This is a genomic window from Methanoplanus sp. FWC-SCC4, from assembly GCF_032878975.1.
In the GTDB taxonomy this organism is placed as follows: domain Archaea; phylum Halobacteriota; class Methanomicrobia; order Methanomicrobiales; family Methanomicrobiaceae; genus Methanochimaera; species Methanochimaera problematica.
Map to the genome: position 1 here is coordinate 1,040,977 of NZ_CP043875.1, position 14,269 is coordinate 1,055,245.

15 protein-coding genes are annotated in these 14,269 nt (G+C 38.6%); 6 read left to right on the plus strand and 9 right to left on the minus strand.

Translation table 11 applies throughout. The features are described 5' to 3' along the window. Positions 1-15: 15 nt before the first annotated feature. The 5 genes from F1737_RS05325 to F1737_RS05345 form a co-directional block, all read right to left on the minus strand. Positions 16-537: a hypothetical protein gene (locus tag F1737_RS05325; RefSeq protein WP_317137738.1), complete on the minus strand. Its 522-nt coding sequence runs from the start codon at positions 535-537 to the stop codon at positions 16-18. Between the two features lie 238 nt (positions 538-775). Then, complete coding sequence (gene argF / locus F1737_RS05330; protein WP_317137739.1) at positions 776-1,696, minus strand: ornithine carbamoyltransferase; 921 nt, start codon at positions 1,694-1,696, stop codon at positions 776-778. After that, entirely contained in the window at positions 1,693-2,985 is a 1,293-nt protein-coding gene (purD, locus tag F1737_RS05335; RefSeq protein ID WP_317137740.1) for a phosphoribosylamine--glycine ligase, read from the minus strand. The genes argF and purD overlap by 4 nt, the downstream gene beginning before the upstream one ends. A 125-nt stretch (positions 2,986-3,110) precedes the next feature. Further along, positions 3,111-3,632 carry an orotate phosphoribosyltransferase gene (pyrE, locus tag F1737_RS05340; RefSeq protein WP_317137741.1) on the minus strand — a complete coding sequence of 174 codons (522 nt, stop codon included), beginning with the start codon at positions 3,630-3,632 and terminating at the stop codon, positions 3,111-3,113. Then, complete coding sequence (locus F1737_RS05345) at positions 3,626-4,117, minus strand: CDP-2,3-bis-(O-geranylgeranyl)-sn-glycerol synthase (protein ID WP_317137742.1); 492 nt, start codon at positions 4,115-4,117, stop codon at positions 3,626-3,628. Before F1737_RS05345 ends, pyrE begins: the two co-directional genes overlap by 7 nt. Positions 4,118-4,338: 221 nt before the next feature. On the opposite strand from F1737_RS05345, the gene tes reads away from it, so the two are divergent. Further along, entirely contained in the window at positions 4,339-5,829 is a 1,491-nt protein-coding gene (gene tes, locus F1737_RS05350; RefSeq protein ID WP_317137743.1) for a tetraether lipid synthase Tes, read from the plus strand. 20 nt (positions 5,830-5,849) lie between these two features. Beyond that, the gene (locus tag F1737_RS05355) at positions 5,850-6,644 is read left to right on the plus strand and encodes an ATP-grasp domain-containing protein (RefSeq protein ID WP_317137744.1); all 795 of its coding nucleotides are present in this window, start codon (positions 5,850-5,852) and stop codon (positions 6,642-6,644) included. 5 nt (positions 6,645-6,649) lie between these two features. On the opposite strand, the gene F1737_RS05360 is transcribed toward F1737_RS05355, so the two are convergent. Continuing rightward, on the minus strand, positions 6,650-6,946 hold the full coding sequence (locus F1737_RS05360) for a UPF0058 family protein (RefSeq protein WP_317137745.1): 297 nt from the start codon (positions 6,944-6,946) through the stop codon (positions 6,650-6,652). A gap of 242 nt (positions 6,947-7,188) precedes the next feature. Between F1737_RS05360 and F1737_RS05365 the strand changes: the two genes are divergently transcribed. From F1737_RS05365 to F1737_RS05375, 3 genes are all read left to right on the plus strand, one after another. After that, positions 7,189-8,019: a MerR family transcriptional regulator gene (locus F1737_RS05365; RefSeq protein WP_317137746.1), complete on the plus strand. Its 831-nt coding sequence runs from the start codon at positions 7,189-7,191 to the stop codon at positions 8,017-8,019. 112 nt (positions 8,020-8,131) lie between these two features. Further along, on the plus strand, positions 8,132-8,293 hold the full coding sequence (locus tag F1737_RS05370) for a hypothetical protein (RefSeq protein WP_317137747.1): 162 nt from the start codon (positions 8,132-8,134) through the stop codon (positions 8,291-8,293). A 50-nt stretch (positions 8,294-8,343) separates the two neighbouring features. Next, the gene (locus F1737_RS05375; RefSeq protein ID WP_317137748.1) at positions 8,344-8,625 is read left to right on the plus strand and encodes a peptidylprolyl isomerase; all 282 of its coding nucleotides are present in this window, start codon (positions 8,344-8,346) and stop codon (positions 8,623-8,625) included. 47 nt (positions 8,626-8,672) lie between these two features. Here the strand turns inward: F1737_RS05375 and cooS are convergent, their stop codons facing one another. The 3 genes from cooS to F1737_RS05390 all read right to left on the minus strand — a co-directional run bounded on the left by cooS (position 8,673) and on the right by F1737_RS05390 (position 12,608). Continuing rightward, the gene (gene cooS, locus F1737_RS05380) at positions 8,673-10,577 is read right to left on the minus strand and encodes an anaerobic carbon-monoxide dehydrogenase catalytic subunit (RefSeq protein WP_317137749.1); all 1,905 of its coding nucleotides are present in this window, start codon (positions 10,575-10,577) and stop codon (positions 8,673-8,675) included. Between the two features lie 280 nt (positions 10,578-10,857). Next, the gene (locus tag F1737_RS05385; RefSeq protein ID WP_317137750.1) at positions 10,858-11,100 is read right to left on the minus strand and encodes a hypothetical protein; all 243 of its coding nucleotides are present in this window, start codon (positions 11,098-11,100) and stop codon (positions 10,858-10,860) included. Between the two features lie 17 nt (positions 11,101-11,117). Then, complete coding sequence (locus F1737_RS05390; RefSeq protein ID WP_317137751.1) at positions 11,118-12,608, minus strand: methanogenesis marker 14 protein; 1,491 nt, start codon at positions 12,606-12,608, stop codon at positions 11,118-11,120. A gap of 164 nt (positions 12,609-12,772) precedes the next feature. Here F1737_RS05390 and F1737_RS05395 point away from each other — a divergent pair, with 164 nt between their 5' ends. Next, the gene (locus tag F1737_RS05395) at positions 12,773-14,257 is read left to right on the plus strand and encodes an RNB domain-containing ribonuclease (protein ID WP_317137752.1); all 1,485 of its coding nucleotides are present in this window, start codon (positions 12,773-12,775) and stop codon (positions 14,255-14,257) included. Positions 14,258-14,269 lie beyond the last annotated feature (12 nt).

The following is a 14,269-nucleotide window of genomic DNA, read 5'->3' on the forward strand; positions in this document are numbered from 1 at the left end:
TATAAAACAAAAAATTTATTTTTTAAGGTTCTTTTTGTCCGTCATATATGAACAAATACCTGCGATGGCAACAAATCCTGAAATGATGAATACCGGAAATATCGGAGATGGAAATTCCGGAACAGGTGCTGAGTTAAGATAGCATATTTCCAGATGACTTATGTCACAAAACTTTTTGGAGTTGGGATTAAAAGGAGTGCCTAAAACTGTATCTGATAAAACAGTACTGCCATAGATATACACAGTGGAATTAGGTCCGCCTTTTACAATTAAAGCCTTTATCGGAACTGTAGAAATAAAGTTAAAATGAGTCGAATTTATCATTGAAATATTTATCATCCCTCCGCCAAGAGAATATTCCCTGTCCCACGGGGGAGTCTCTGTTTTAAAAGAACTACCGCAAAACCCCAAATCACAGCAGTTTGGGTTGTCTGTATATAGTTCAGGTTCAACAATACTCCCTGAAACCAAAACCACAAATAAAGACAGGAAAAATAGTGCAGGGAAAAAAATACGGGTTATATTTTTTTCATACATATCACCAGCGATCATTATTATAATTTTAATATATTATGGTATGCCCAGCAAATATCAGAAAAATCAAAAATGCATGAATTTTTTTTATTTCAAACACACCATATAAATTAAAATATGATGATTTCATTAAGGCATTATAAACGGATTATTTTGTATATTTAGTGCATAAAAAAGTAAATACCAAATCCTGCATGAAAAATTAGTGTTTATAAAAATGTATTTTATTTTTGAAAATATTTTATTTATTCTTCCCTAAAAGCATGACCATAAGTGCCTTTTGGGCATGAAGTCTGTTTTCGGCCTGTTGCCAGACAACACTTTGTTTTCCATCCATAACACTGTCTGTAATTTCATCTCCCCTGTGTGCCGGAAGACAATGCATAACAACTGCACCGTCTTTTGCATTTTTCAAAAGATTCTCATCAACACAATAGCCTGAAAAAGCCTGAAGCCTTGAATCCTTTTCAGCCTCGGAACCCATGGATATCCAGGTGTCGGTATATATGACATCAGCATCTTCTGCCGCTTTTGCCGGATCTTCAATATATTTCACATTTCCACCGGCCTTTTGAGCATTTTTTATATATTCAGGATCAGGCTCATAACCTTTAGGTGTTGAAACACACACCTCATAGCCGGTAAGAACTGATGAAAGAATCAGGGAATTGCAGACATTGTTGCCATCGCCAATCCATACAACTTTTAGTTTATTTAGATCGTCTTTGAAAATCTCTTTCATTGTAAGAATATCGGCAAGTATCTGACAGGGGTGTTCTTTATCGGAAAGACCGTTTATTACCGGTATATTTGCATTATCTGCGATCTCTTCAACTGTGCTGTGAGAATTGGAACGCATCATCACAACAGAAAGATAACGCGACAAAACTTTTGCAGTATCACAAATTGCTTCTCCTCTTCCAAGCTGCATATCATTTGGATTTAAAAAAATGGCATGTCCTCCAAGTTCAAACATCCCTGTTTCAAATGATATACGCGTTCTCGTTGACGCTTTTTCAAAGATCATCCCAAGTGTTTTTTTGGGAAGAAGTTCTGGAAATTCTTCGTTTTTACGTTTCTCCTTTAGTTCCAGAGCCAGGTCTAAAGCTTCAAAAAGATCATTTTTTGTAAAATCCAATATTGAAAGAAAATTTTTTTTCATCTAATCTCCTTCATATGATCAATACGCTTTTGGAGAACTTCATTAGTACCTATATCCCTGCGGTAACGGACACTGCCTTTAACCGAAGATGCTGCTTTCTCTGCAATTTTCTCAGCTTCTTCAAGGGTGTCTGCCATTCCGACAAAAGCAAGGGTTCTTGAGGTCTGAGTATATAAGACATTATTTTCTTCGGTAACATTAGCATAGTAGACATGGGCATCCCCGATATCTCCTAATTCGATAATATCACCGGGAATGGGTGAATCCGGATATCCTTTTGGAACAATATATTTACATACCGTTGACTTCTTCTCAAATACAACATCAGAAGGTGAAAGTGTCCCTTTTACAATTTTTTCTACAATATTGCAAAAATCAGACGAGAGTAATGTTAACAGATTCATTGCCTCGGGATCACCGAAACGTGCATTGAATTCAATGACTTTTGGTCCTTCAGCAGTATTCATAAACTGGCCATAAAGCATTCCTCTGTAAACAGTGCCGGAACTGCTCATGAAAGCAACGACATCCTCCATTATTGCAAGAGCCTTGTCATAGTCTGCTTTTGTTACAAACGGGAACATATGATCAGGCATGGAATATGAACCCATCCCCCCGGTGTTCGGGCCGACATCTCCTTCAAATGCACGCTTGTGATCCTGGACAAGAGGCATAGGGACAACATGTGTGCCGTCTACAAAAGCCATTAGTGTAAACTCTTCACCAATCAGGCGTTCTTCCAGAACTACCTCTCCTCCAATCTCTTTTATATATTCAATCGCTCCTTCCTTTCCGAAGTGCTCTCCCATAATTTTGACGCCCTTGCCTCCGGTAAGGCCAATTGGTTTTATTGCGAGATCGCCCTTGAAATCTTCAATATATTTACAGGCTTCTTCTGCTTCATGAAACACACGGTATTTTGGGCATCCGGAAACGCCATATTTTTCCATCATTTCACGGCAAAATGCCTTATCAGTTTCAAGGCGGGCTGCCGCTCTTGACGGACCCACGCAGGCAATACCATGATTTTCGAGATAGTCAACAATTCCTGCTTCCAAAGGAGCTTCAGGTCCTATAACGGCATATTCAATTCCAAAATTCTCTGCAAAACCTGCAACAGTTTCGACTTCAGTCTCTTTTGCAATCAGATATTCTTTTGCCAGTCTTGCAATTCCTGGATTTCTTTTTGCCATTACGGCATATATTTCACAATTATCATTTTTGGAAAGCGTTTTTGCAATTGCGTGTTCTCTGCCGCCTCCACCCACAACCAGTACTTTCATTACCATATTATTTCACCACTATCAAACTAAAAATTTGGTCTGTTTTTTATTATGTAAGCCACTTGCTGATTTTCATTTATACAAACGAAGCCTGAATACTTTATCGCCCCGCCGTACAAATTTTCAGGAAATCATTCATTATCTTTTTTCAAAATTTCCGAAACACGGACAAGCGGAACAAGCTTTACATCTGAATTGGAAAGCTTTTCAGATGCACCCTGTTCGCGATCAACGACTGTTACAACTGTTTTGACAATTGCTCCTGCATCACGAAGCGCATCAATGCCATAAATCACACTTCCGCCGGATGTTGTCACATCCTCAACCAGAAGCACATTTTTCCCTTTTACATCACCGATTATTGCACCGGATTTTCCATGCTCCTTCTTCTCTTTTCTGATAATAGAATATGGTTTGCCTGAGAAAATCGAAACTGATACTGCAATGGGAACAGCTCCGACGGCAACTCCTGCCACCACATCAAAGTCAAATTTTTCAGCTATTGCCTTTCCGATAGGTGACAATAACTCAGGATTTGTTGATGCGGTTTTAATATCAATATAATAACTGCTTTTTGCACCTGATGCAAGAGTAAAATCTCCAAATTCAATTGCACCGTATTTTATCAAAACTTCTGCTATTTCATTTACCATGGGACATCCTTGACTCCGATAAGATAACCAATAATGTTTGCTCCTCTATGTAATAGTGGTGTAATAATAATAATCCATAGCAAAACAGGAAGTGTCAGATTAATTACAGCCCAGTTGTAATTGAAAATAAGCACAAGAAGAAGCGATCCTGCAACCAGATCATATTGATCTGCTATTAACCATTCCTCACCGCGTTTTTTATCAAGTCTCCGTTTAAAGAAACTTTTTACAAGATCACCAAGCAATGCCCCTGTTGCCAGAAGTACTACTGAAAGAAATGTGTGAATCGTAAAACCCGCATAATATCCAATTGCAATAAGCAAAATACCTGCAGCAATACCACTTAATATGCCTCCAAAAAGGCCTCTCCATGTTTTGCCCTCACCAAATATGCGGCGCCCGTCTTTCCAGTTCCTGCCTCCGTCAATTGGTTTGCCTCCACCAAATACTGCTGCAGCAGAGTTCGGGACATAGGCAGGGATCATAATCCACAGCGCTATGAATAAAGATATGGCAAAATCCCATAAATTAAAGTTTAAAGATGACAATATGACTATTATAGTGAATTAATAAAATAAATAATGTACCAAAATAATTATTGCCAAAAAAGGATTATATGACTAAAAATTGTTTCACCAGTAAACAATGATTTTATTAGATAATATTCCGAATAAGACTAACAATATCTAAAAAAGTGAGATCAAACATGGTAATTAAAAAAACAAAAGGTCTATGCCCTGAATGTGGTGCTGTTCTTCCGGCAGACATTATCGAAGAAGACAATAAGATCTGGATTGTCAGGAAATGCCCGGAACATGGAGAATTTAAACACCTTTACTGGTCTGATGCAGACATGTACAGTCGTTTTGACTCTTTTGAAGCAGTAGGCACCGGTATTGAAAATCCAAATAATTGCATAGTCCCACAAGACTGCCCGACCGGATGCGGTCTTTGCAATAACCATAAATCAACAACACTTCTTGCAAATATTGATCTTACAAACCGCTGCAATTTAAACTGTGATTTTTGTTTTGCAAATGCGCGTGCCTGCGGATATGTTTATGAGCCTTCATTTGATGAAATTGTTTCAATGCTCAAAATGCTCAGGGAACAAAAACCATGTCCTGCACCTGCAGTCCAGTTTGCAGGTGGAGAGCCCACAATGCGTGATGACCTTGTTGAAATCATCAAAAAGGCAAAAGAACTTGGCTTTAAACAGATCCAGATGGCTTCAAACGGTGTCAAACTCGCAAAAGACAGGCAGTATGTAATGGATCTGAAATGTGCAGGGCTTAGCACACTTTATCTCCATTTTGACGGTGTTTCAAAAGAAACAAACCCGATGATTAATATCAGTAAAAAAGTTATTGAAAATTGTTCTGAAGTACGCCAGGGTATTGTCCTTGTACCAACAATCATAAACGGCAAAAACGATCATGAGGTTGGTGACATTATCAAATTCGCAGCAGAACACGTTGATGTCGTAAGAGGAGTTAACTTCCAGCCGGTTGCATTTACAGGTGCCGCATCTGAAGATGATGTCATTAACGAGCGTGTCACAATTCCTGATCTCACAAAAAGGATTGAAGAACAGACAAATGGAAAAATCAGGCAGGATTATTTCTATCCTGTTCCCTGTATGATACCTGTATCAGATCTTGTTGAATCATATACAGGAAAACCACAGATAAGATTTACAACCCACCAGCACTGTGGTGCTGCAACATATGCATTTGTAACCGAAAACGGCCTTGTACCTGTCAATGAGATGATTGATGTTGACGAATTCTTCAAAGTCATCAATATTATGGCGGATGATCTTAAAAACAAAGGTTCTCTTAATAAATATCTGACTCTTGCCGAAGGACTCAAAGGTTTCCATTCATCCGTAAAAAAGAGCGGATCAGGTAAAACAGGTCAGTTCTGGAAGATGCTCTACCAGGCACTGTTAAAGCAGGACTTCCAGGCATTAAAGGAATTCCACTGGAATGCACTTTTTATCGGAACAATGCACTTCATGGACAATTATAATTATGATGTTGAGAGAGTGCAGCGCTGTTGCATTCATTATGCAACCCCTGATGGCAAACTCATTCCATTTTGCACATATAATTCTGGACCTGTTTACAGGGAAAATGTCTGGAAGAAATTTGCAAAACCAATGGACAAACAAGACGAACTTGCTGATATAAATTAATCTTTTTTTTTCGTGATATCATGATAAGAATCATAAAAAAACCAACCGATACGCCTGATGACAATTCGACAGTTATGGTCGCTGATGCACTAAAAGAAAAAAAAGCCGAATTTTCATATCTCAATATTGATGATATTGATCCCTTCTCTGACGAAATTGAAAACGATATAATCTGGGTTTGTGGAATTAAACAGGACGGTATCCAGTTTGAAATAATAAATGCCCTAAATATTAACAATAAAGTTGTAAACTCACCTGATTCAATTGCGACATGTGCAAGCAAGGCCCAGACCAGTGCAAGACTTATCAAAGCAGGTGTTCCGACTCCTGAAACAATTTTTACAAATTCTAAAGACAGGATCAGGGAATTTATTGATATCCATAAAAAAGCTGTATATAAACCGGTTTACGGATATGACGGCAATGGAATTTATCCATTCTCATCAGTTGAGGAAATAAAGGAAATTCCGCCATATTATATACAGGAGTTTGTCGAAAACAACTGTGATTACAGGGTATTTGTCATAGACGGAGAGGCAGCCGGCGCAATTAAAAGAAGTTCGGACTCTTTTGCGCATAATATCCATCAGGGAGGAACTGGTGTTCCTGTAATTGATATTCCTGATGAAATGGCAGATGTTGCATCAAAAGCCGCACATGCAATAAACATTGATTATTGCGGAGTTGATCTTCTCCCGGTAAATGACTCATATACCGTTTTGGAAGTTAACGGAACGCCAAACTGGCATTGCATGGGCGTGCCCATACCTGAATATCTGGCAGAATATCTGATAAGAACAGAAAAAGATTATTAATATTTTTAAAATTTATTACTTGGATCTTCGTCGATCTCTTTTTCGGTTTTTAAAGCCAGTTCATGCATTCTGTCCGCAATTCTCTTTGATGCGGAAGGCTCTACATCCTTCATGGCTTTTGCAATATCTTCACCAAGAACAAATATTGCATGCTTGTGCTCCATTTTGCTTTTGTGTACCTGATTCGGTTTTATATTCAGGTCTTCATATTCTACAAACGATATCCCTGAGTTTTCCTGTTCAAAACTCTCCTTGATTGAGTACATAAACTGATGAAGGGCAATTAGTTCTTCTTTGTGCACAAGTTTCACTTCCAGATAATTGTTTTAAAAAGTTGATTAAAATATTATTTCTCAATACAGTTTAAGGTATCTTATGAAAAGATTAAGAAAAACGAATCTATATTTACAATTTGTATGTAAAACATATGATATTATACAGTCTGCATATATTCAAAATATTCAGCAAATTTCCATAATATAATGTCTTCCCCGGGGTTGACTGCAAGGTCGTATTTTAAAAAAAGGACAATATTTTCCAAACCATGGACGTTGAAATGATTTCAATAGGAAAATTTTCAGAGATTACAAGACTGTCAAAAAAAGCCCTGTACTGCTATGAAAAAAAAGGTCTTCTTGTGCCTGTAAAAAAGGATATCTGTTCTGGTTACAGGTATTACAATTCTGAACAGATTGAAAATGCAATCTGGATTGGTTCGCTGATAAATCTTGGATTTTCTCTGGACCAAATCAGCCTTATTCTCTCAGAAAATGATAAAAACAGTCCTTTAGTAAGAAAACTGTTTCAGGAATGCCTTACAAGAACAAACAATGAAATCAGACGACTTGAAATGGTGAGAAGGATTCTTTCATCAAAAAATCCTTTTGAGGAGCTGTTTAAAATGGAGCTTTTGAACTGGAAAATAAAAGAAGTGCCGGCAAACCGTGTCATTAGCATAAATGGTGAGGGCATATACAACGAAATCGTATCTGAACTTATAGGAAAACTATGTGAAGAAATTTCCATTCAGGAAAAACAAAACTCACAGATGAAGGTTTCAGGACCTGTAATGGTTATCTACACAGGAGACTGTGACGATATGAAAGGAACAATGGAGGCTGCAATACCTGTTACAGGTACTTTTAAAATCAAAAATTCTTCAATTAGATTTAAAAACCTTCCTGCTGCAAAAGTATTGTCAGTAATTCATAAAGGTCCGTATATGAATCTTGGAATGGCACATAAAAAAATATTTGACTACTGCCAGGAAAACAATCTTGAACTGTCAGGATTAGGACGTGAGCTTTACCTGAATAATCCACATGAAACTTCGGAGGAAGACCTTATGACTGAAATTCAATATTCAATTCAATAAAAAATTTTTAATTTGAACTTTTTTTTAACCAGACAGGGAAGGAATAAACAAATAAAAGAAATTTTAAAACTGAATAGATAAACAAAATGACCAGGGAGATTTTAAAGTGTCAATGCCGCGTTACCTTAAACTTACTCAGGAAGAGTTTGATAAAATCATAAATGATTCAAGATGTACCCTGGCCCATAAAATGGTCATTGCAGGCAGAATCGAAAGAGGAGAATGGGAAATTATTGAGACCGAAAGAAAACCTGAAGAAAGCAAAAATGAGTAATATTCCGGTTTCCCAAAAGAATTATTAAAATTCCGGTCTTATTCATAACAATGGCAAAAAAAGTAAATGCATCACACATACTTGTAAAAAGTGAAGCAGAAGCAAAAGAAATTCTTGAAAAAATCAAAGCAGGGGATAACTTTGAGAACCTTGCAAAGAAAACATCAAACTGCCCTTCAGGTAAAAAAGGTGGCGGCCTTGGATGGTTTGGCAAGGGTATGATGGTAAAGGAATTTGAAGATGCATGCTTTAATGCAAAAGAAGGGGACATCTTAGGCCCTGTAAAAACACAATTCGGATACCACATAATAAAAGTTAATGAAACAAAATAATTTTTTTGGATTTTCCGGTATTAAAAATAAAAAATGAACTGGAATATTTATATTCCAAGCTTTTTACGGTTCTTTTCGATGTGTGAAAGAATATTTTCCGCCGCTTTAACTGCATCAGTTTCAACGTCCAAAAGACCGCCTGTTACATTTACACAATCTTCGGTTAGAAGTTTTAGAAGATTTGGTGCGCCTGTTACAAACGGCACAGGATTTACATAAGTATAAAGTCCATAGGCAAGAGCAAAAATTGCATCAATTGTTGCTTTTTGTTCCATATATTCAGGTGCGGCAGCTGCAACCGGAAGATCAGATATCGGGGCTCCTCCAAGGGCATCAGAAACTGCTTTTATTAAATCCGCACATCTTCCGGTATCAGTACATGTACCAAAACTTAACACAGGCGGTACTGATAATGCTGTGCAGATTTCTTTTAATCCATCTCCGGCAAGGTCACGTGCTTTTGGAGAGCAAAGCCCTGCAACCTGCATTCCCGCATTCCCGCAGCCCATTGAAAGAACAAGCAGATCTCTTTTTATAAGCTCTTTTGCAACTGCCACCGAATGAATATCCTGACCGTTGTCCCTGAGCGAAGTGCATGAAACAAGTCCCACAACACCACGGATTTTTCCTGCAACAATTGCATCAAGTAAAGGCTGAAGCGACCCGCCCAGTGCATCAAGAATGCTCTCAGGCGAAAATCCGACAATTGCTTCACTAACAGGGAGTCCTGTGATCGGCTTTACTGAGGCTTTTCTTGTTTTAAAATTGGAAATTCCTAATTTTATGAGTTCTTCCGCCTGCTCTTCTGCTTTTTCCGGAATATAATTTATTCTGTCAGTAATTCCTTCAAAGGCAACAAGATCGGATACAGGAACCAGTCTGAATTTGAATTTTTCGGCATATATGGGATCTACCGGAAGAGAACAGTTCATATCGGCAACAAAAACATCCACGGCACCGGTAGCCAATACGGCCTCCTGCATAATCCAGTTGCCTGTATAGCCGTATAAGACATCATCCATATTCCAGCGCTGAATCATCTCCTGTCCGGTTTCTATGTTGGCAATAATTCTAAGACCCTTTGCACCCGCTTCTTTAGCCTTATCCTGCCATTCCTTTTTCCTCGCAGCCTCCACAAGTGCAAACCCAAGGAACGGCTCATGCCCGTTTGGAAGTATGTTGACATATTCAGAATCAAGCACCCCAAGATCAACCCTCATCGAATGAGGCCTTGGAATGTTGAACATTATATCCTGAAGATACTCACAGACAATCTGACTCTGGTATGCCATTGCTATTGAGATTCTCATTGCCTTTAAGGCAAGACTGGTATAATACCCGTCAACATTTGTAAGACATGAACCGGTTGCATTCATTAATTCCGCATGAATACCGCCAGGGAGAATTCCAAGTTTTTTCCACTGCAAAAGCCTGTCTTTTGGAGCAAGCCGTTTTACGATCTCACTGGGCTCTGTTGCAGGAAGATTAAAATCCTCTGTTATCATTTTGCAGAGTCTTATTGCAACGTCATTGTCATCGCCCATTGAATCAATGCCAAGCCTCTCTGCAAAATCTCTTAATTTTTCAGGCTCTGCAATTTTAAAAGGTGTTTTGCCATGTGCAGTTTCCCTTAATGTTGAAACGGTTTTATCAGCATGGTAATGATATGTTGCAGCACCCATTATGTTTCTTAGAAGCATTGTCCTCATAGCGAGACCATCTGCTGTAATACCGCAGACTCCTCTTTTATCTATAGAAGAGTCTGCACGACACGGGCCGTTTGAACAGAAATCGCATCTGACTCCATCCATACAAAAAGAGCATCTTTTATCCGGATCATCCCCAAAACCCTGGGCGGCATAGCGATCCCAGACATTTGTAATGCCATCTTCTTTTAATTTTCTGTAAACGGTTTTTACAGAATCATGATATGAAATCCTGTTATCTTCCATTTATTTATCCCCCCAAAAGTCCCTGACCTGAAACTAAAAATGCCGGTTTGCATAAATCATAGAGGACATTTAGTTATGGCGGTAGTATTACCTTTAGGATAATAAAATTATCCTGATGGAAAAATATCCAGCAAAGAGGATTAAAAAACATTTTTTAAACTAACTTTTTTAGGTTCTGCCTCGTGAAAACAAGAGCTTCCATTTTCATGTAAAACAGTTTTATGGATGGATTATTCATATATTCTTATTAAAAATTACAAAATGGTTTAAAAAAAGATTATTATTCGTTAATAAACTTTTGAAGTTCACTGAGCATGTAATCCTGAATTTCAATTGCATTTTCTTTTGTGCATCTGAAAGCCAGAAGGTTTCTGACATCTCCGTCCATATTTGCAAACTTTAAAGCTCTTGGGCGGTCGACAATCTCTGTATCAAATTTTTCAGATATCTCAATAATTAATTTTTTAGGAACACCCGGGGGGATGATGACATCATAATATTTTGTCTCTGTATTTTCTTCCATTAGAGTTTTCACCTGATTTATTTTCCAATTTTAATACGTCTGTTCATTATACACGGACCGTTTCTCACGCCACCGATTGGATCTTTTGGTTTACCCATGGAATTCATACATCTTCCCATCAGGGCAGCACCACGTGCAAGTCCGTCATCAACAAACAGCACATGCTTGTATGGATCATCATAAATTCCCCTTTCTGTGATGCCCTCCATGATAATCTCAGGTTTGCGTCCGGATATTGCCGCACGGCCTGTGAATCCCAGAGATGAATTCGGCGGTACAAGTTTGTTCTCAATTGCAACATCGATCAGTCTTAGTGCCATTCTGGCACAGACATGATCTATGACCTCATTAAGAGTTCCCGTGCCGTATTTGTTATATATTTCTGCTCCAATTGCTTTTAAATTGTCTGCACCATCAAAGTTAACTCCGCAGTCACATCCTATCATTGCAATTCCCGACTGAATTGCAAGATCCGCACAAACAGGAACACGACCAAAACGATCACGATCCGGCGGGACAATTCTTATATCAATAAGTTCATGAATCTGATCTTCATATTCTTTTGATACTTTTGTCTTCTTTCTGGAAAGATTGCTTTTGATACTTTTATCGCCAAAGAGATCAAGGGCAGTGCCTGTTTTGTCCTTTACCTGACCTGTACCTCTGACAAGTGCATCCGGAATCGCACCTGCAAGTCCGCAGAAGTTTCCAATTGTTTTTGCAAACGGCCATTCACAGTCATGCCCAACATCACTTGTAATACGGCCGTCAAGAGTTGTTCCGAAATCTATTGAAATACAGGGGTTTCTAAAATCAACTTCTGTCCATTTTGCACCCTCTTTAATGCCGGCCATAGCAAGTTCTCCTTCCATCTCATTTGCAACCATCTCGACACCGGATGATCCGATAGGAGGCGAAACTCCTGCAACAGTGCCACAGAATGTAAGCCTGTCTGCAAAACTGAATTCTCTAAGCTTTGGAGGAAGATTGTCTATACCCATCGGCGGAGTCATCTTCTTTGGAGGCACTCCGGCTGCAAGACATCCGTTTGCAAGGGCAATTACAAAATCACCGACCTGATCAGGAGAGTCCATTGCAGCAACAACACCTGTGCTTCTGACTACAAAATCAAGATCGTCTATTATTGAAAGATTTGCTTCTTTGTGACATTTGATTAAAGTGTCTTTTACAAGCTCTGTTACGGATTCTCTTGTAATAGATGTTCCCACAAGAGTTTCTCCAAAAATCTCCTCACCGGGCTTTGGAGGGCGAACATCACGACTCATACTGACAGTTTTGTTTATGATATAAGTCCGTCCTGTTTCAAGGTTAGTACCGGTCAGAATGCATTTGGTGGTTGTGTTTCCCATCTCAACAGAAGCTACTATGAAATAGGGTTTATTCTTATATTCAGGAACAAGCATCCCTGCACCCTGCCCCATCACAGGAGGCGGAGGGCTTTCAACGATTTGAGGAAGTTTCTTCCTGAAGGTGAAAAAAGCACACATGGTAATAGTCGATTCTCTTTGTTTATGATTAAACTTTTCTTTTTTTGACTGTTATAAAAATAAGGCTGTTTAACACAGGGCGGTTATCAAACAGAAACAGACCAGATTATTTTAAAAAAATGTCCCATAGATTTATATGGTGATATGTAAATTCATCAATTGTTATGCCAAAATATCAGGATGTGGATCTAAAGGAGATCGCATGGAACACAATGATAAAATATGGCTTTGAACCCGATTTTTCAAAAAAAGTTCTGAAAGAAATAAAAGGCATTAAACCTGATTTTTCAGACATTCCCCCTGATGTCATGGATTTGCGGAATCTTCTCTGGTCATCCATTGACAACTTCGACTCCATGGATCTTGACCAGATTGAATACTGCAGGAGAAATAATGACGGAAGCATTCATGTAAAAGTTGCAATCGCAGATGTGGATTATTACGTTCCAAAAAATTCATACGCCGATCAGCATGCCGCATACAATGGTACATCCGTTTATACAGGAGCTGTAACATTTACAATGCTTCCTGATAAGCTTTCAAAAGGAATAACATCACTTCTTCCGGATCAGGACAGACTTGCAGTTGTAATTGAATATGATGTTCAAAAATCCGGAAAAGTTCATTATGGTACAATATACAGAGCCATCGTTTCAAATAAGGCCAAACTGATCTACGAAGAAATCGGAGACTGGCTTTTTGGCAACACACCTGTTCCGGAAAGTGTTTCAAAAATTCCCGGATTAAAAGAACAGCTGCTGCTGCAAAATGAAACTGCAAAAATTCTTAAAAAATACCGTGTCAAAAAAGGAGCACTCCTTTTTGAAACTATTGAAGCAGAGCCAGTTATTGAGAATGGAAAAGTAAAGGAGCTTGCAATCCAACAGCAAAATCCCGCACGTTCCATTATAGAAGAGTTAATGGTGGCGGCAAACGGCACAATGGCGGTTTTCCTTGGAAATGCAGGACTTCCAATAATTGAAAGGGTTGTAAGGATTCCTAAAAACTGGGACGGGATTGTCTTAACAGCAGCAAATCACGGAGAAAAACTCCCTGACACACCTAATTCAAAAAAACTTTCTGAATTCTTAATTCGAAGTAAAGAGGCAGATCCTGAACGTTTTCCTGATCTTTCACTGACAATCATAAAACTCATGGGCCCCGGTGAATATGTGGCACTAAAACCGGATAAAACGCCTATTGGTCATTTTGCACTTGCAGTCTCTGATTACACGCATTCAACCGCCCCCAACAGGCGATATGCAGACCTTATAATACAAAGGCTTCTTAAATCAGCTCTTAAAAATGGAAAACACGCATATAAATATTATGAACTTGAGGAAAAAGCAGACTGGCTCACTGACAGAGATGCTCTGTCCAAGAAAGTTGAAAGGTTTATGCAAAAAGCAGCAGCAGGAGTGCTGTTACAGGACAGAATTGGAGAGTTATTTGATGCAATCGTAACTGGTGCATCTGATAAGGGAACTTATGTCCGTCTAAAAGAAATTCCTGTGGAGGGAAGAGTCATGAAAGGAGAAAAGGGTCTTATGGTAGGGGAAAAAATCCGTGTGAAACTTTTAATGACTGATCCCTATAAAGGATACATAGATTTTGAATTCACCGGAAAAATAAGAGAACCTGACAGGTAATCAAAAAATTCA